This window comes from Candidatus Neomarinimicrobiota bacterium (assembly GCA_041154365.1).
In the GTDB taxonomy this organism is placed as follows: domain Bacteria; phylum Fidelibacterota; class Fidelibacteria; order Fidelibacterales; family Fidelibacteraceae; genus Fidelibacter; species Fidelibacter multiformis.
Genome location: AP035449.1, coordinates 1553041 through 1571093 on the forward strand (window position 1 = coordinate 1553041; position 18053 = coordinate 1571093).

Below are 18053 nucleotides of genomic sequence, written 5' to 3' on the forward strand. Positions count from 1 at the left end.
TTCTATACGAATTAAAGAAAATTATGGCTCATTTCTTTCAGGGCATCAAGTGTAATGGGAATAATACCCACTTCTTCACACACTTTGCCGGCGGCAAGATTTGCCATCACGGTGCTGACCCTAAGAGAATACCCGGCCGAGGAAAAAAGGGCAACTGTAGAAATAACCGTATCTCCGGCACCGGTCACATCATGAATTTTCCGAGCCCGGGTAGGGATTTTCAAACAGGTGTCCGATGTTTCCAACAGAACCATCCCATCTTCGCCCAGCGTGATTAGAACATTCTCAGCTTTTAATATTCTGCGAATTTCCCGTGCTGCAAGACAGGCATCATCCGGTGAATTAATTTTGATGTGGAGCAGATCCTCTGCTTCTTTCCGATTGGGTTTAAACAAGAAAACCTGATGATAGAGCCGGTAGTTTTCAAATTTGGGATCGATAAATACCGGAATTTTGAATTTCTTACAGATGGGCAACACACTTTTAATCAGTCCGGGGGATAACACACCCTTGTTATAATCCTGAAGAATCACGGCATTCAGAGAATCCGCCTGCTCCTGAAACCTGCGGGTTAAATCTTGGCATACCTTCTCGTGAATCCATGTTTTTTCTTCATGATCCATCCGAAGCAACTGTTGTCCATCACTCAGGACACGTGTCTTGGTGGTTGTGGGCCGGTCATTTACGGTTACCAATCCGTCGGTATTGACATGATCTTCAGCAAAGAGCCCCTTCAGTTCTTCTCCCTGCTGATCTTGTCCCATAATGCCGAAAATAGAACAGGACGCTCCCAGGGACCGGATATTCCGGCAAACATTGGCAGCACCGCCTGGTTTTATGACAGATGACCGGATATCCACGATGGGCACCGGCGCTTCGGGGGAAATCCGTGAGACTTTACCTTCATGATACACATCCAGCATCACATCCCCAATCACACCGATACGGAGCTTGCTGAAACGCTTCTCAGCATCTTTAAAATCCACGTGTCTGATCAGGTCAATCAACGAGGCATTCTCCGTCCATCTCGAGAGGTTTCGGCACATCCAGCCATTTCAGCATGGTCGGCGCGATATCCGCCAATTTACCGTCTTTTTTGAATGTATAAGATTGAATCTCCGGTTCCACAATCATAAAGGGGACTTTGTTCATGGAGTGCTGGGTGTGAGGTTGTTTGTTTTTGGCGTCCCACATCTCTTCGCAATTTCCATGATCGGCTGTCACAAAAACGGTCCCCCCCTTTTCATTAAAAAGGTTGATAATTTCGCCGATGCGTGTATCCAGGTATTCCATGGCTTTTATTGCCGCTTCCAGCACGCCGGTATGGCCAACCATATCCCCATTGGCATAGTTTAGAATAATCACATCGTAAGTATCACTTGTAATGGCTTCAATTAGTTTATCGCTGACTTCTGGTGCACTCATTTCCGGTTTCAGGTCGTAGGTTGCCACCTTGGGAGAAGGCACCAGAATCCGTTCCTCGCCTTCAAATTGTTTTTCCTCACCACCATTGAAAAAGTAGGTCACATGGGCATATTTCTCAGTTTCCGCAATGCGAAGCTGTTTCATTCCGGCCTTGCTCACCACTTCCCCGAAGATATTGTAAAGCTTTTGTTTGTCGAAAAGAACAGGATAGGGAAATTCAGCCTGATACCGGGTCATGGTCACATAATTCAATCCCAGTTTGCGTGTCCGGAATTCTGAAAAATCAGGATCATTCAATGCAATGGCGATTTCACGCATCCTGTCCGCCCTGAAATTATAGGTTAGTACCGTATCCCCGGGAATAATCAATCCATTATAACCCGGATTTTTTACCACAGCCGGATCCATAAATTCATCAGTGATTTTTTCTTTATATTTCTTTTCCATATATGCGACGGGATCCTGCACATGTTCACCCACTCCTTCAGTCAGCATCCGGTAAGCTTTTTCAATTCGCTCCCACCGTTTATCCCGGTCCATCCCGTAATACCGCCCGATAATGGTAGATAATTTGCCGATTTTATGCTCTTTCATAAAATCAAGCAGATCCCGAATATAGTTTACTCCACTGTTGGGAGGTGTATCCCGGCCATCCATCAGGGCATGGACATACACTTCTTTAAGACCGTCTTTTTTAAGTTCCAGTATGATATTTTTCAGATGGGAAATCTGGGAATGAACTCCCGCATCCGAAAGGAGTCCCATAAGATGAAAACGACTTGTCCGTGATTTACATACATTCACACATTTCCGGTATACGGGATTGTCTCTGAAAGTCTCCTTTTCTAAAGATTCATCTATACGAACCAAATCCTGTTTGACAATCCGGCCGGCACCAATATTTAAATGCCCCACTTCTGAATTGCCCATCACACCGTCCGGAAGCCCCACAGCTTTTCCGTTACATGTCAGGGATGTCCAGGGTCTTTCCTTAAACAACTTGTTTAAATTTGGTGTATCTGCAAGTTTTGTGGCATTGTTCTCTTTTTCTTCCCGGAGTCCGTAACCATCCAGGATCATGAGTAATACTTTATTTGGCATGTTTTCTCCTTGTATAAATAGATAAAAATGTAATGCTTTTAAGTGGGAAAATCAACGTACAAGGGAAAAGCTTATCCTGGCTCACAGACTTCTATCAGATTTTACGGCGTGATACAGATGACACACACCACCGCTCATGGAAATGGCATCAGACACAATGAAACCGGAGTCTTTCAAAAATTTTGCGAACACAACCGGAGACGGAAATCGATCCACCGAATCAGGCAGATAGGCATACGCCCGGGGATGTCGTGAGACTCTCTTCCCAATCCGGGGGAGAATGTGATGAAAATAAAACCGGAAAATGGTTTGCCACAGGCCTTTTGGGGGAACGGAAAATTCCAGGATATACAGATTACCTTTTGGTTCAAGCACCCGGTACAATTCCTTGATTCCCAAGGCAAGATTTTCCAGATTTCTCACTCCAAAAGCCACCAGGGCATGTTGGAACATGTCATCTTCAAAGGGGAGTGCTTCCAGATCTCCCAGGCAAAAGTGTACCCGCTTGTCTTGGATACTTGCATTGGCGATGTGAAGCATCTTCGGGGATAAATCAATTCCTGTCAGTTGAAATGGGATATGAGGATGCCTTTTAAGGATAAGCCGGGTCAGGGCACCGGTTCCACAAGCGGCATCGAGTATGGATTCGTGTGCCTTGATATCCATGCTATCTACAAGGCGTTTTCTCCAGACATGATCCAGACCCAAACTGAGGAAACGGTTGAGAAAATCATACATCGGCGAGATGGAATCGAAAAGAGATCTGATTTTATCCTTTTCAGGACCGCTTGGAATTGTCATCGTCAGGGTCAGACCATCGGGGATAGAGTTTATGGGAAATTTTCAGGCTGTCCATGATTTTACCACTGATATAGGCTTTGATATCGTTCAGGCTTTCAGGATAGGTATAAAAAGCGGGGACAGGCGGTAGAATTATGGCACCTGCTTTTCCGGCTTGTAGCATATTTTGAAGGTGAATGGAATTCAGGGGCGTTTCCCGGGGGACAAGAATAAGGGTTCTCCGTTCCTTGAGCATCACATCTGCAGCCCGTTCGATAAGGGAATATGAATATCCGTTTGCCACGGCTGAGAGCGTTTTCATGGAGCATGGAACAATCACCATCGCATGGGCAACTCCTGATCCACTGGCAAAAGGCGCAGAAAAATCGCCGGGATCCCAGATACGGATGGAATGATATTCAGAAAAATAGTCATGGAGTGAATGATTTTTCGGTATCCTCATTTCCTGACGGAAAACCTTTTCCCCCATGGAAGAGAAAATAACATGGATTTCCGGAATCACGGGTGCCAGTTGGCGGATGAGATGGTCAGCCATTGGAGCGCCTGTGGCGCCTGTTACCGCTACAATGATTTTTTCAGGCCCTTTCATGATAGAAAAATACGATCCAATAAGACAAATCCAAAGTACAATAGGGAAATCATACCATTCATATTAAAAAAGGCCTTGGCGATATTGTCGTGGCTTCTATAAACCAGATGATGTTCATAAATGATGAATATGCTTATGATACCTGTCCCGGTCCACAGAATCCATCCTGCAGGATACAGAATATGGAGAATGACCAGAAAGAGCACCATGAAGGTATGACAGAGCCGGCTGATCACGATCGCTGTATGGAGGTTCATATCTGCCGGAATGGAGTGCACGCCATGCTGTCTGTCAAAATCCACATCCTGAATGGCATATAGAATGTCAAAACCGGCAGTCCACACACCCACGGCAGCACTCAGCAGGATCGGGACAATATGCAAACCACCTGTAAGCCCCAGCCAGACGCCTGATGGAGCAATCCCAAGAGAAAGACCCAGCACAAAATGAGTCCCTGCCCACACCCTTTTCAGGAAGCTGTATCCCATCAAAACGGCCAGGACCGGAAAAGCAAGCCAGAAGCAGATTCTGTTCAGCATGGCGGCGGAAAAGAGAAAAATCAGGGCAGATACAGAAACAAACACAAGGACAGCCCCCGGTGAAATCACCCCGGCAGGCAGTTCTCTTGTCCGTGTCCTGGGATTAAGGGCATCCAACTGCCGGTCCGCCAGCCTGTTAAAACCCATGGCAGCACTTCGGGCAGAAACCATGGCTATCAGAATCCAAAGAAGTTTTATAAGCCATACGTCAGGCGGGATAGAAAACATATCTACGGCAAAGGTAAAGGATGCCATGGCAAATGGAAGGGCAAATAAGGAGTGAGAGAATTTGATCATCCGACCGTAATCAAGAATTCTCATGGCGGGTCCGCAGATACGCTTCATAACCTTTTTTTCTCAACAGGCAGGCAGGACAATTTCCACATCCATAACCCCAGGCATGACGTGTGGAATGATCTCCATGGTAACAGGTATGGGTCTTTTCCACTATGGTTTGCATAACCCCCAATTCGTCCGACAATGCCCAGATCTCTTTTTTTGACAAATGCTGAAGGGGTGTTGTGATTCGGATGGGATAATCAAGTCCTTCACGAAGTGCCGATTCCATGAGATGAATAAAGGAAGCCCGGCAATCAGGATATCCCGAAAAGTCTTCATCATTAACACCTACGATGACGCTGTCAAAATTGAGTCTGTACGCAAGGGAAGCCGCCAGGGTAAGAAAGACAATATTCCGCCCGGGAACAAAGGTATTTAGCACGCCTTTGTTTGTCATCTGAATATCCGTTTCTTCAATCATGGCCGTTCCACCTATCTGTTGAAAGGCAGGAACATCCAGAACATGCAGGGGAATCTTGTTTTCCTCACAAAGAAAGCGGGCACACTCCCACTCGATTTTGTGGCGTTGTTCATAGTTAAAAAACACTGCCTCTGTTTGTTTCGCATGTCGAAGCGACCAAAACAGGCAGGTTGATGAATCCTGTCCACCGGATAATAGAACAAGGGCTTTCATGGTATATCCAAATATTTATGCAGTTGAACGCTTAAACGCCATTTGGGATGATGTAATACATAATCAAGACAATAGCGGAGATTTTCATGATCAATTTTTTGAGGATTATTTAGGGGTGGGTTTACAGGACTGACAAAATAATGATCAGCCCTGATACCAAAATCACGGGGGATATCCCCTTTTTTAAGCAAAACTCGCAATTCATTGCATTCCCTGATGACGGGTTTATCTGTTTTGGGTGAAACAGCAACCCAGTCAAAGATGTTTTCCGGTATAGGAAAGGTCCCATTGGTTTCCAGATGGATCCTGAAATGGGCAGATTGAAGACTTTTCAGCAGGGGTTTCAACGGATGAATCAGCGGTTCACCACCTGTCAGAACAACAGTCCGGGCTGGCCAGGATTCCAGTCGTCCGAGTATTTCATCAATTATAAGCATTTCTTTCATGGAATAATCCGTATCACAAAAATCACAGGCCAGATTACATCCGGCAAAACGGATAAATGTCACCGGCAGACCTGTCCAGAAACCTTCTCCCTGAATGCTTGAAAATATATCGTTTACAGGGTAAGCACGGCTTTGCTTGTTGGTGTTTCCCATAAGATGATTTTAGAAATATCCAAATTCCGTGCCTGGAGTCGACGGGCAATCCAGGCACACAAATTTTCGGCTGTTGTTTCAAAAGGAAGCATCACGGCACGGAATTTTCCGGATAAAGCATCCACCAGGGTTACATCCTTTTCGTAGATGGCCACGCTGTGATCGAGGATATCCACGATCTCTTCCTTTACGATGTGTTTTAAATCTCCGAAATCCATGACAAAACCATGCTTATCCGGTACTCCCCGAACATAGACTTCCAATGTGTAGGTATGGCCGTGGAGATGCCGGCATTTTCCCTGATGAAAGGAAAGGCGGTGTGTCATGTCAAAATGAAATGTTTTTGATATTTCAAAGAGTTGTGTCATGTCATTTTAAAAGTAATATGTGTCCTTGCAATGGTTTTGAACTGATAGTCAGTGAATATCCTTCCAGTGTCACATGATCTGAGCCATAGAGTGACTGGACCTGTTGCAGCTTGAGTTGAGGTGGCAGATCGATAGTGATCATCCCTTCTGAATCACTGCGATAATTTACGACAAGGAGTGTCTCCTGCAAATCTCTTCGGATGTACGCATAGGTTACGGGATCGGCTTTCACCGTATACAAAACCCCATACCGGAGTGCTGAATGTGTGTTCCGGATATCTATCAGTCTGGATATCTGCATGCGGAGTTCTTTTTCCACCTCTTTCACATTTTTACCCCAGCGCATCATCCTTCGGTTGTCAGGATCTGCCGCACCTGTCATCCCAATTTCATCTCCATAATAGATAATAGGAATCCCAGGGGTTGTCAGGAGGTAGTTCATATACAGATTAATGAGTTTGTATGTACGGGAATGATCGACTTGTATATTCCGTTCCCATCCTGCTTCAGCGGCATTTTCATCCCAGCGGAGATCACCATCCGCATAGGCGGCAAAGCGCGGCTGATCATGGCTGTCCATCATATTGGCCATCACATGCAGCTGACCATAATATTCCAGGGTTCGCTTCATCTCCCTGTCCAGATTTTTAAAATCGGAAGAATCGGTGACAAAAGCCATGCGAGCAGGCCAATAGAGATTAAAATTAAACTGGGCATTCAGTTGGCCGTTTGTCACATAAGAACTGACCAGATTATAATCGCCGAAGGTTTCACCAATCTGATAAAAATCCCGGGAAGGAAAATTTTGACGGATTTTACGGGTCAATTCACGCCAGAACTCATTGGGAACGTGTTTAACGGCATCGTGACGGAATCCATCGAATTGGTAATTTTCTAGCCACCAGACAGCATCATTGGTAACGGTTTCGAGCGCTTCCGGTGATCCTTCGAAATCGTAACTGGGGATATAGGGATCAAACCATGTTGTGAGCCGGTGTTCATCCCACAGACGCAGGTTTTGGCGACCATCCGGCAATTCCAGCTGTCCGAACCAGTCCCGGTGCTCCTGAAAATAGGGATGTTCCTGATGGACATGATTGGAGACAAAATCTTTGAGGACCCAGAGCCCGTTTTTATGGGCTTTTTGTATCAGTTCTTTCAGCAATTCATTGGTACCGAAGCGGGGTTCCACATTCCGGGGATGAACCGGCCAGTACCCATGATAACCCGTAAACCAACGATGGGGTTCCGGTGTTTCACGAAAAGCCTTATCGGTCGTTTCCTGAATCGGGGATATCCAAAGGGTATTCACCCCTAAGCGGTTAAAATACCCGTCACCAATTTTTTCCATGAGACCCGCTAAATCACCACCCTGAAAATTTGCACGATCAGCCAGTTGGGGATGTTCTACCGGATCGTCATTTTCCGGATCCCCGTTATAAAATCGGTCCACCATAAGTGAATAAATGATGGCATCATTCCAGACAAGTCTTTCATTCTTTAAAGGCAGGGGGTCCCCATCCTTTAAATAGAATTCAACTATATTGCTTCTCACATGACTATTTGTCAGCACACACCGCACACGGTGGAGTCCTTCCAGTGTAATATCCCGCGGATTCAGGCTGACAATCACCTTATTGGCATCATCGAGGACCATCACATTTTTTTCGGAGATACGGTGGTTATCATAAAGAGCGATGATATGGGTTTTATTGAGAGGATCCTGGAAATCCCCCCGTTCAATCATAAAGTGCAAATCTATACGGCCGTTTTCTCTGGGACCTATTTTATCAGGAAAGATAAAAGGTTCTTTACCCGGAAAGGCAGGGTCTATCGAGAGAATGGAATTAAAACCACCCAATCCATTGGGCAGGGAATCCGGATTGTTAGGGTCCAAATATTCGTGCCCATCAATATAAAACTTGTATTCATAGCGTCCGGGATCAAACTGGACATCTGCCGTATACATGCCATTCTGATTGGTATCTTCCATAAAGATATCATGGCGGTTCCAATTGTTGAAGGATCCGAAAACCGTGATGACTTCAGGTGTTTTTTGGGGGCGGAAGACAAATGTCTTGTTGATTCTGGATTCAATTTTCAAAGGGATTACATATTCGGTTTTTTTAAATGTGAATGGCAGAAGAGCGACGGTTTTTTGGGGTGCAGAAGCATGGATTGTGATGCTGGCATTCATTGAATCATAACGGACCTTAAATGCATCATCATTTTGAAATCTTATGGACTCATAGGAATCAGCATAAAACAGATCAGACAATAAAACAGTGGTGGAATCACCCTGGTAAACCCGGATAAAGGGGATGATATCCAATTTTGATGCAGGTGGTTCATCCTGAGGTGCACATGCAGTAATAAGAATTGGTAGAATGACAAGAAAAAACAACAAGCGTTTCATACTTCCTCTCTGATTTTCAAAGGGTAATTTAGGACAATAGACAATAAAATGAGTAGAACTATCTTATTCAATTGATTTCGTGAAAATGAAATATGTATATTAAACTTAGCATGAAATAAGTTATAAACGTGAGACACGTCACACAGAAATTCAAAAAAAATCAATAGTTTTGCCAAACCCAATAAATTTACGCGGAGACATTTATGAAAGTCCGTTTTTGGGGAGTTCGAGGTTCTTTACCAACACCGGTATCGAACCAGCAATACACCCACAAAATACGAAATATTCTTGAGCAGGCTTCAAAAGCGGATATATCCACGGCTCCCATGCGGGAAAAATTCATACAGGAACTGCCATTTACGGAAAGAATGCTTGTCGGCGGGAATACAGCCTGCCTGGAGGTTCGGGTTGATAACAAACTGATCATACTGGATATGGGAAGCGGATTGGTTAAGTTAGGCAATTATATCAATGAACATGAACAAAATGGGAATCCTCTGGATATTCATATTTTCATGAGTCATACTCATTGGGATCATATTGCCGGATTCCCCTTTTTCAAACCGGCTTTCCTTCCACAAAATACGATAACCTTTTACAGTCCCCATCCCAATTTCAAGGAACGCCTTGAATATCAGCAGGATTTCCGCTTTTTTCCCATATCACTTAATCACATGGCTTCCAAAAAAGTTTTTATCACCCTGGAAAAAAACAGTGATTATAAACTGGGTGATGTCACCATCAGCAACATCCTGCAATATCATCCCGGAGATTCTTTCGGTTATAAAATAAGCCATCATGGGAAATCCTTTGTGTATGCGACAGATTCAGAATACAAAAATTTGACAGATGATTTTATTGATCGTCATAAAGCATTCATAAAAGACACGGATTTACTGATATTTGATGCCCAATACACTATGGAAGAAGCACTTCACAAGGAAGACTGGGGACACAGTTCAGCGATGCAGGGTGTAGATTTTGCCATATCCTGCGGTGTAAAAAAACTGGCACTCTTCCATCATGAACCGGATAATGATGACTACAGGATATATTCCATGTTAAGGCGGGCGATTGAGTATAAACGGGCAAATTATCCTGATTCAAAACTGGAATTAATGCTTGCCCATGAAGATTTGATTGTCAATTTGTAAAAAAAATTATGTTAAATATGAAAAAGCCCCGGATACCGGGGCTTTTCTTTATTCATGGATTTAGTTTAATACAATTTTGTTCTGAGTTGCAGAACCGTCCCCGGTTCCAGTGTATCGTAATCATTACCCAGTTTATTGTAATTATCCCTGAGAATGACGACCCAGGCATAATTGTTGCCATATTCTTTTTCAGCGATGCTCCAAAGTGTTTCACCCTGAGCTACTGTATAATCGTAGAGATCATATTTCACCGGTTTGGCCACTTCCCGGGGTTTTTTCAGGTCATATTCCTGGTAAGGAAAGATAACATCCGGATTGTCACCGATTTTTTCATAGTTCCAATTCCAGATCATTCTCCATACAGAAGCCCGGCCATATTCATTCAGAGCAATTTTCGTCAAATAATCACCGGGGCGGGTCATATAAATCACATTCACGCTATCCGGCATTGAAACAGGCGTTGCTTTCTTTTCTACAACAGCTTTTTCAGGAACTGTTTCTATCTCCTTTTCAGCTTCTTTTTCTATTACAGCTTCTTGTTCAGCAACAGGTTCTGCAGGTTTCTCTTCTTCCTGAGCAACAACAGTGTCTTGTTGTGCTTGTTCTGTTGTCTCCGCTTCTTCAATGGCTTCTTTGCTGGAACACCCGATCAGAAATCCCAGAACAAACAATACAAGCAGATATTTACGCATTTCTCCTCCATTCTACGTTATTTGATATTTTAATGCTAATATGTCAAAAAGGTTTCAATTTATTTTCAATTTCCGTGCGATATTAAAGAAATGAAGGCAAAAACTCAAGTTGAACTTTTTTCTGATAAACGGACAATAGTGATACTGATTTCATACACAATGATCAGGGGAACAGCCATCATTAATTGGGTAAAGGGGTCTGGTGGAGTCAGGATTGCGGCCAAAATGAAGATAAAAATAAGTGCATATTTTCTGCTTTTTTTCATAAATGCAGCATGTAAAACTCCCATTTTGGCCAAAACAAAACTCAAGACGGGCAGTTCAAACACCACACCGACACTCAGCATGAGCATCAATACGAAGCGAATATAGTAATCTATGGCAATAATTGGGGAGACGGAGTATGGCTGACTGATATTCATAAAAAAACGGAGGGCCAGGGGAAGCATCAGATAATATGCCATAGCAGCACCTGCGATAAAGCAGAAAAAAGTAATCACGATTAAGAGTCCTACCCATTTCCGTTCCTTCCGGTATAAGCCCGGTTTTACAAAGGCCCATATCTGGTAGACCAGGACGGGAATTGACAGAATCAACCCGCCAACAAAGGCCACCAAAACCTGGACAATGAACATTCCCTGCACTTTCAGAACCTGAAGGTGGATGGGGGGATTCAACAAAAGGGCGGGATGGATCAGAAAATCTATCATCTCTTTTGCAAAAATAAAGCAGCCTACTCCCGTCACAACAATTGCCAGAATACTGTAGAAAAGTCTTTTTCTCAACTCCGTCAAATGATCCATGAAACTCATTTCTGGAAGTTTCTGGCTTGTCTCTGGTGCTTGATCCGCTTCCGTCATATCCCTGCCTTCATCTTGATCTCCATTCATCCTTACTCTGGACAAGTTACGGAAAATTCATTTGCCTGCCAATTTTGATCTGATTATATTTTCAGGCTTTTTGGCGTAATGGGGAATTAGCTCAGCTGGGAGAGCGCTTGAATGGCATTCAAGAGGTCAGCGGTTCGATCCCGCTATTCTCCACAAATTAATGTTAAGGTAAAGATCTAATATTTATGATGAAACAAAGGTCGTCTTTTTTGTTGGCCGTGGAGCTTTGATAACCATAAAAACCAAGTCTTCACCACTCTCATTATACCAGCAGTGAAGAATATCCTTCGGACTTTCAACAAGTGTCCCTTCTTCAATGGTCTCTTTTTCCTCCCCTATTTCGACGATCCCTTCACCTTTTAAAACGTAAAAAGCCACATCCACAGGTGTGATATGACGTTTCAGAGATTGTCCGGGTTTCAGGGAGATGATGGTTACTACGGCATTTTCTGTATTGTAAAGATTCCGGGCATCCACACCGTGAGCCGTTTCCATAATGGGTGTTTCAGCAAGTTTTCGTGTAATGATCATGTGTTTTTCCCTCCATTCCAATTATTGTTGATGTGATAGTAAAATCCGCCCCATGTGGAGCTGATTTATACGAGATTATTTAATTCTTATTATCAGAAGTAGTATCTGGCACCCAGGCCGCCATTGATTCCGAAATTGGTTTCAGGAATCAGATTCAATCCGGGTACGATTTCCAGAAAAATATCGATGGGAGCGCCCTCCAGCTTGTGAACGAGTCCAACCGGTACACGAATGCCCAACTGGACATCATCCATCAGTTTCACTTTGGCACCCAGGCCGTAGTACAGGGAGGCAAATTCCAGCAGATCGTCTTTATGAAACAAATAATCTGCATGAAGATGCAGCGCACCATTATCTCCAAAGGACCATGCAGCAGCAGCATCAACAGCTGTACTACCACCCAGCCACATCTTGCCACTAAGTCCTGTAGGCTCACCTAAAATAATCCCCAGTCCTAAACCTTCAGCTTTCAATGTTACTGGTCCGGCAATCAAAACAAGGGCAACAACCATAAAAATAATCCACTTTTTCATTCTTCACCTCTCTGGTTTAACGTTACTATTATAAGATAAATTTCTGCTATTCGGTTACAAAAAATCATATCCCCTCGTCCTCTCATCCCCTCTCACACAAAATCAGATCTCCAGATCAATGCCAACGGGGCAATGATCCGAACCCATGATCTGATCCAGAATAAAGGCATCTTTCACATTCTCTTTCAGATCAGGAGAAATATAGAAATAATCGATTCGCCATCCGATATTCCGGGGACGGGCATTGGTTCGGTATGACCACCAGGAATAACGGTCCGGGACTTCGGGATGAAACAAACGAAAGGTATCGAGATATCCATGATCTTCCAGTTTATCCATCCAGGCCCGCTCAATAGGTAAAAAACCTGATGTCTGCTCATTTTCTTTCGGTCTGGCAAGATCTATGGGATGATGGGCAGTATTGTAATCTCCACAGATTACAAGTTTTTCTCCCTGTTTTCTCAAAGATTCAAAATAGTGAAGTGCCTCTTCATAAAAATCCAGTTTGTATTGGAGCCTATCCTCCCCCATTTGTCCGTTAGGAAAATAAATATTAAGCAATGTAAAATCTGAAAAACGTGTCAGGAGTACCCTTCCTTCCTGATCATCCCATCGATTTCCAAGTCCACGTTGGACCTGCTCAGGCTCAATTTTCGAATAGGTGGCCACTCCACTATACCCTTTCCGTTCAGCAAAATGATAATCAGCATAGGGATATCCTTGAGGTTTCAACATGTCCTGGGTTAGTTGATCTTCCTGTATCTTCGTTTCCTGAAGACACACAATATCTCCATTCAATTGAAGAAGTATTTCCGGCAGGCCTTTACGCATCACAGCCCGTAATCCATTGACATTCCATGATATTAATTTCATCAGCATTCCTTGTTTTCATCTTTTGTTTGTACTGATTGGTCTGATAGTATTACGTTTTTTACGTTACGGACAAGTGAATTCCTTGTAACCTCCCGGGGCCGCTGAAATCATATCTTCACAAACACCAAAAAGGAGAAACCATGATATCCAAAAAGCTGGAAAAAGCCTTAAACGAACAAATTAACAAAGAGCTGTATTCCGAATACTACTATCTTGGTATGGCGGCCTGGTTTAACAATCAGGGACTGGACGGTTTTGCCAATTTTTTCAAGGTTCAGGTTCAGGAAGAACGCTTTCATGCCATGAAAATGTTTGATTATCTGACAGACCGGGGAGGTAAGGTTGAATTGGAAACCATTCAGAAACCACCCCAGGATTTCGAATCTGCGGAAGATATTTTCAAAAAAGCGTATGAACACGAACAATTCGTCACAAAATCCATTAACGACCTGATGGATCTGGCAATTGCTGAAAATGATCATGCCACACGTAATTTTCTCAACTGGTTTGTTGAAGAACAAGTTGAAGAAGAAGCCTCGATGGATGAATTGTTGACAAAGGTCCGTATGATTGGTTCGAAAGGACACGGATTACTGATGCTGGACGGACAACTAGCCCAACGTACTTTCAATCCGGTAGAATCCGAGGCTTAATATCACAATAAGATTGTGAAATAAGAGCGTGACATAAACAATTCAAAAAGGAGGAGATAATGCCTGTTCAAGGAGAAGTACTCTATTCACCAAAGAGCAAAACCCTGGTAGAAGTCATTCATGGAAGCGAGAGCCTGCCGGAATGCGACGGGTTCCCCATGAAAAAACTGGAAGCAAAAACAGAAGATTCCAAACACGAAAAACATGTCCCCTATGTGGAAGCCAAAGATAACGGTGTATTGGTAAAAATCGGTCAGAATGAAGACCACCCCATGACTGAAGAACACTACATATACTACATTGAAGTCCGTACGGGAGATATGAGCCTCCGCAAATACCTGAAACCCGGAGACAAACCCCAGGCCTGGTTTCCTGTGGATCTTTCTGAGATTGTGGAAGTCCTGGAATGGTGTAACATTCATGGACTGTGGAAGGCGTGAATTTTTAAAGTTAAACGTTTAGACGTTGGGACGGGGTGAGAGGATCCAGGAATCAAAAGGACTGACGAGGGTTGGTCCTTTTGATTTTATATCGTAACTCAATTTTAACAATCAGGACAGAGAACATTCCCAATAATTTTTATGCCCGTCATCCACATGATTTGTTAAATTTAAAATTGGGAAAAAATGGAGGCAGACTTATGACAGACAAATTAAAGACGTACGAATATCAGACAGAGATCAAAAAGATATTGGATATTGTGATTCATTCCATCTATTCCAACACAGATGTTTTTGTCCGTGAACTCATTTCAAACGCTTCGGATGCTCTGGAAAAATTCCGTCATATCATGCTGACGGAAGAGTCAGTTGTGGATAAGGAAATCCCCCAGGAGATTCGTATCAGCATAGAAAAAGAAGCAGGTAACCTGGTGATAGAAGATACAGGTGTGGGAATGACCAGGGAGGAATTGATTGAAAACCTGGGAACCATTGCTCATTCCGGAACTGCGGAATTTTTAAAACAGCTCCAAAAACATCCCGGAGAATCAGCCGAAATTATCGGCCAGTTCGGTCTGGGTTTTTATTCTGTTTTTATGGTCTCAGACCATGTGAAAGTTATCACCCGTTCCTATAAACCGGCAGCAAAAGGTTACGTATGGGAATCGGACGGAGCCAGTGGATATACAATCACTCAGGAAGAAGGAATTAAGCGTGGAACCCGGATTGTGATCCACCTGAAAGAAGAAAAAAAAGAGTATCTGGATGAAGAAAAAATCAAGGAAATCATTCATGAATACTCAAACTTCGTTACTTTTCCCATATTGCTTTCAGGAAAAAAGATCAATACAATACAGGCCATCTGGACCCGCAGGCCCCAGGAAATCAAGGAAGAAGAGTATACGGAATTTTATAAATTCATCGCCAATACAGAATCTGAACCTCTCTTCCGCCTTCACACATCTTCTGACGCACCCATTCAGTTAAATGCCTTGCTTTATATTCCCAAAGAAAACTATGAAGTATTCGGACTTAACCGTCTTGATCCTGGAGTTCACCTCTATTGCAATAAAATCCTGATTCAATCGAAAGTAAAAGATCTTCTTCCCGAATATCTCCGCTTTGTCAAAGGCGTGGTGGATTCAGAAGACCTGCCCCTGAATATTTCACGGGAAACGTTGCAGGATAACCAACTGGTGAAGAAAATCGGCAAACACCTGACAAAGAAAATTTTGTCTACATTGAAAGACCAGAAAAAAGAACATCCTGACAAATACAATGATTTCTGGAAGCAGTTTTCCAATTTCATCAAGGAAGGGGCCAACACGGATTACGAAAACCGGGAAGAGCTGGCAGAACTTCTCCTGTTTGAATCCAGTAAAACCAAGGCGGGTGAATGGACCTCCCTGGAAGACTATGTCTCCCGGGCCCCTGAAGATCAAAAGGAAATTTATTATCTGACCGGCATGTCCAGAGAAGAACTGGAAAACAGTCCTTATATGGAAACCTTCAGAGCTGCAGATATTGAAGTCTTTTATCTGACCAATCCCATTGATGATTTTGTCATGACATCCATCCGGGAATACAAAGAGAAAAACCTGGTTTCCGCTGATAACGCAAACATTAAGCTTCCCAAAAAAGAAGAAAAAAATGATGCAGAAGGGAAAAAAGAGGAAAAAGAGAAGGTCGATGACAAAGAGATGAAGGGCTTTATCAAATGGCTTTCCAAACATCTCAAAGACCGGATTTCCGAAGTAAAAGTCTCTGACCGACTGGTAGACAGCCCGGCATTATTGGTTAATCCCGATGATATGATGACAGTCCACATGCAAAAAATCCTGGAACAGGCCGGACAATCTCTGTACTCATCCGGTAAAAAAGTTTTGGAAATCAATCCCAAACACGATTTAATCCGAAAAATGGTGAGTTTGAAAAAAGAGGGTGGACAGGATGACCTGATAAAAATGCTGGCTGATCAGATTACGGATAATGCCTTTATGATGGCCGGCCTGGAGACGGACAAATCAGCCATGGTTCGCCGGATCAATCATATTATGAACAACATTGTGAAACCCTGATTTTGAATACATATTATATTGAAACATATGGCTGTCAGATGAATGTATATGACAGCGAAATCATTGCGGCTATCCTGCAATCAGAGGGACTTGAAGAGGTTGATACGCCTGAAAAAGCAGATCTGGTTCTTTTAAATACCTGCAGTGTCCGGGATTTGGCCGAGCAAAAAATTCATACACGCCTGGGACAACTTCGGGTGATCCAGGAAAGTACCAATCCGGACATGAAAATGGGTGTCGTGGGATGTATGGCACAAAATCTGAAAAAAGATATCCTCCGAAAAAAGCCTTATGTCAATTTTATTCTGGGCCCCGATTCTTACCGGCACCTCCCGGCTATCCTGAAGTCCGGAAACATCCCAAAACGGGTAATCGACACTCGGCTATCTTCACTGGAGCTGTATGACGGACTCTTTCCGGCACGCCATGAAGGAATCAATGCATGGATATCCATTTCCCGTGGATGTGACAAATTTTGCACTTACTGCATTGTTCCATATACCCGGGGACGTGAAAGAAGCCGGAAACCGGAAAGTATTCTGGAAGAAGCAAAACGGGCGGTTCAAAAAGGTTTTGTAGAAATAACCCTCCTGGGACAGAATGTAAATTCATACCGTTCTTCCACCGGTGGCTTTCCAAATCTGCTGAGACAACTTGCAACAATCGAAGGACTTTTACGAATCCGCTACACATCTCCTCATCCCCAGGATGTGAGTGATGATCTGATAGCGGTCCACAAAGATTTAAATCCCCGTGTTTGCAATCATATCCACCTTCCTTTGCAAAGCGGTTCAAATGCTGTTTTGAATGCCATGAACCGGACATACACCCGGGAACATTATCTGAAACTGGTGGAAAAAATACGAACTGCTGTTCCTGATATGGCCATCACCACAGATATGATCGTGGGGTTTCCGGGAGAAACGGAAAAGGATTACGAAGATACGCTGGATATAATGAAACAGGTCCGTTTTGATGCGGCGTTTATGTTTAAATATTCACCACGTCCGGGGACAAAAGCGGCTAAAATGGATGACGATGTACCAGATGATGAAAAATCCGACCGACTGAATCGCCTGATTCGCCTGCAATATGAACATACACTGGAGAAAAATCGCTTCCTGATTGGCAAAGAGGTGGAAATTTTAGTGGAAAAAGAAAGCAAAAAACGTTCCAGTGATATGATGGGACGGACATCCACCAATAAAATTGTCGTATTTCCTGCACTCCACTATAAACCCAAAGATCTGATTACCCGAACCATTACGGATGCGCAGGGAGTCACGTTGATGAGTAGAGAGTTGTGAGGGGAGAGTCGTAAAGCCAGGCTGTAGCCGGACCCTGAGTATGAGTTTTAAGTTTTTGAGTTTGTTTGAGTACAAAAGCTATGATAAAGGG

General features: G+C 43.5%; 19 protein-coding genes and 1 tRNA gene. 6 read left to right on the forward strand and 14 right to left on the reverse strand.

Annotation, left to right across the window (positions count from 1 at the left end):
- Nucleotides 1–11: 11 nt before the first annotated feature.
- The 9 genes from rfaE1 to strainIA91_RS06765 all read right to left on the reverse strand — a co-directional run bounded on the left by rfaE1 (nucleotide 12) and on the right by strainIA91_RS06765 (nucleotide 8811).
- The gene (rfaE1, locus tag strainIA91_RS06725; RefSeq protein WP_400166015.1) at nucleotides 12–1007 is read right to left on the reverse strand and encodes a D-glycero-beta-D-manno-heptose-7-phosphate kinase; all 996 of its coding nucleotides are present in this window, start codon (nucleotides 1005–1007) and stop codon (nucleotides 12–14) included.
- Nucleotides 1000–2526 carry a 2,3-bisphosphoglycerate-independent phosphoglycerate mutase gene (gene gpmI / locus strainIA91_RS06730; RefSeq protein ID WP_400166016.1) on the reverse strand — a complete coding sequence of 509 codons (1527 nt, stop codon included), beginning with the start codon at nucleotides 2524–2526 and terminating at the stop codon, nucleotides 1000–1002. Before gpmI ends, rfaE1 begins: the two co-directional genes overlap by 8 nt.
- 81 nt (nucleotides 2527–2607) lie before the next feature.
- On the reverse strand, nucleotides 2608–3327 hold the full coding sequence (locus strainIA91_RS06735) for a ubiquinone/menaquinone biosynthesis methyltransferase (RefSeq protein ID WP_400166017.1): 720 nt from the start codon (nucleotides 3325–3327) through the stop codon (nucleotides 2608–2610).
- Nucleotides 3305–3916 carry a UbiX family flavin prenyltransferase gene (locus tag strainIA91_RS06740; protein WP_400166018.1) on the reverse strand — a complete coding sequence of 204 codons (612 nt, stop codon included), beginning with the start codon at nucleotides 3914–3916 and terminating at the stop codon, nucleotides 3305–3307. The genes strainIA91_RS06735 and strainIA91_RS06740 overlap by 23 nt, the downstream gene beginning before the upstream one ends.
- Nucleotides 3913–4776: a UbiA-like polyprenyltransferase gene (locus strainIA91_RS06745; protein WP_400166019.1), complete on the reverse strand. Its 864-nt coding sequence runs from the start codon at nucleotides 4774–4776 to the stop codon at nucleotides 3913–3915. The genes strainIA91_RS06740 and strainIA91_RS06745 overlap by 4 nt, the downstream gene beginning before the upstream one ends.
- A complete protein-coding gene (gene queC / locus strainIA91_RS06750; RefSeq protein ID WP_400166020.1) occupies nucleotides 4763–5428 on the reverse strand; it encodes a 7-cyano-7-deazaguanine synthase QueC in 666 nt (221 codons plus the stop codon). Before queC ends, strainIA91_RS06745 begins: the two co-directional genes overlap by 14 nt.
- Nucleotides 5425–6027 (reverse strand): 7-carboxy-7-deazaguanine synthase QueE, encoded by a 603-nt coding sequence (locus tag strainIA91_RS06755; protein ID WP_400166021.1) that lies wholly within the window; start codon nucleotides 6025–6027, stop codon nucleotides 5425–5427. Before strainIA91_RS06755 ends, queC begins: the two co-directional genes overlap by 4 nt.
- A complete protein-coding gene (queD, locus tag strainIA91_RS06760) occupies nucleotides 5988–6395 on the reverse strand; it encodes a 6-carboxytetrahydropterin synthase QueD (RefSeq protein ID WP_400166022.1) in 408 nt (135 codons plus the stop codon). The genes strainIA91_RS06755 and queD overlap by 40 nt, the downstream gene beginning before the upstream one ends.
- Nucleotide 6396: 1 nt before the next feature.
- The gene (locus tag strainIA91_RS06765; RefSeq protein WP_400166023.1) at nucleotides 6397–8811 is read right to left on the reverse strand and encodes an alpha-amylase family glycosyl hydrolase; all 2415 of its coding nucleotides are present in this window, start codon (nucleotides 8809–8811) and stop codon (nucleotides 6397–6399) included.
- Nucleotides 8812–9014: 203 nt separating this feature from the next.
- On the opposite strand from strainIA91_RS06765, the gene strainIA91_RS06770 reads away from it, so the two are divergent.
- Entirely contained in the window at nucleotides 9015–9965 is a 951-nt protein-coding gene (locus strainIA91_RS06770) for an MBL fold metallo-hydrolase (protein WP_400166024.1), read from the forward strand.
- Between the two features lie 65 nt (nucleotides 9966–10030).
- Here strainIA91_RS06770 and strainIA91_RS06775 read toward each other — a convergent pair whose 3' ends face one another.
- Both strainIA91_RS06775 and tatC read right to left on the reverse strand, forming a co-directional pair.
- On the reverse strand, nucleotides 10031–10657 hold the full coding sequence (locus strainIA91_RS06775; protein ID WP_400166025.1) for a LysM peptidoglycan-binding domain-containing protein: 627 nt from the start codon (nucleotides 10655–10657) through the stop codon (nucleotides 10031–10033).
- Nucleotides 10658–10761: 104 nt separating this feature from the next.
- The gene (tatC, locus tag strainIA91_RS06780; protein ID WP_400166026.1) at nucleotides 10762–11547 is read right to left on the reverse strand and encodes a twin-arginine translocase subunit TatC; all 786 of its coding nucleotides are present in this window, start codon (nucleotides 11545–11547) and stop codon (nucleotides 10762–10764) included.
- An 80-nt stretch (nucleotides 11548–11627) separates the two neighbouring features.
- Between tatC and strainIA91_RS06785 the strand changes: the two genes are divergently transcribed.
- A tRNA-Ala gene (locus tag strainIA91_RS06785) sits at nucleotides 11628–11700 on the forward strand.
- 30 nt (nucleotides 11701–11730) lie between these two features.
- On the opposite strand, the gene strainIA91_RS06790 is transcribed toward strainIA91_RS06785, so the two are convergent.
- The 3 genes from strainIA91_RS06790 to strainIA91_RS06800 form a co-directional block, all read right to left on the reverse strand.
- Nucleotides 11731–12078, reverse strand: a complete 348-nt coding sequence (locus strainIA91_RS06790; RefSeq protein ID WP_400166027.1) for a cupin domain-containing protein — start codon at nucleotides 12076–12078, stop codon at nucleotides 11731–11733.
- Between the two features lie 92 nt (nucleotides 12079–12170).
- The gene (locus strainIA91_RS06795) at nucleotides 12171–12611 is read right to left on the reverse strand and encodes a hypothetical protein (RefSeq protein ID WP_400166028.1); all 441 of its coding nucleotides are present in this window, start codon (nucleotides 12609–12611) and stop codon (nucleotides 12171–12173) included.
- 102 nt (nucleotides 12612–12713) lie between these two features.
- Nucleotides 12714–13484 carry an exodeoxyribonuclease III gene (locus tag strainIA91_RS06800; protein WP_400166029.1) on the reverse strand — a complete coding sequence of 257 codons (771 nt, stop codon included), beginning with the start codon at nucleotides 13482–13484 and terminating at the stop codon, nucleotides 12714–12716.
- Between the two features lie 140 nt (nucleotides 13485–13624).
- On the opposite strand from strainIA91_RS06800, the gene strainIA91_RS06805 reads away from it, so the two are divergent.
- The 4 genes from strainIA91_RS06805 (at nucleotide 13625) to miaB (ending at nucleotide 17962) form a co-directional block, all read left to right on the forward strand.
- Nucleotides 13625–14137 carry a ferritin gene (locus strainIA91_RS06805; protein WP_400166030.1) on the forward strand — a complete coding sequence of 171 codons (513 nt, stop codon included), beginning with the start codon at nucleotides 13625–13627 and terminating at the stop codon, nucleotides 14135–14137.
- A 59-nt stretch (nucleotides 14138–14196) separates the two neighbouring features.
- Entirely contained in the window at nucleotides 14197–14577 is a 381-nt protein-coding gene (locus strainIA91_RS06810; RefSeq protein ID WP_400166031.1) for a desulfoferrodoxin family protein, read from the forward strand.
- Between the two features lie 200 nt (nucleotides 14578–14777).
- A complete protein-coding gene (gene htpG / locus strainIA91_RS06815) occupies nucleotides 14778–16655 on the forward strand; it encodes a molecular chaperone HtpG (protein WP_400166032.1) in 1878 nt (625 codons plus the stop codon).
- 2 nt (nucleotides 16656–16657) lie between these two features.
- The gene (gene miaB, locus strainIA91_RS06820; protein WP_400166033.1) at nucleotides 16658–17962 is read left to right on the forward strand and encodes a tRNA (N6-isopentenyl adenosine(37)-C2)-methylthiotransferase MiaB; all 1305 of its coding nucleotides are present in this window, start codon (nucleotides 16658–16660) and stop codon (nucleotides 17960–17962) included.
- Nucleotides 17963–18053 lie beyond the last annotated feature (91 nt).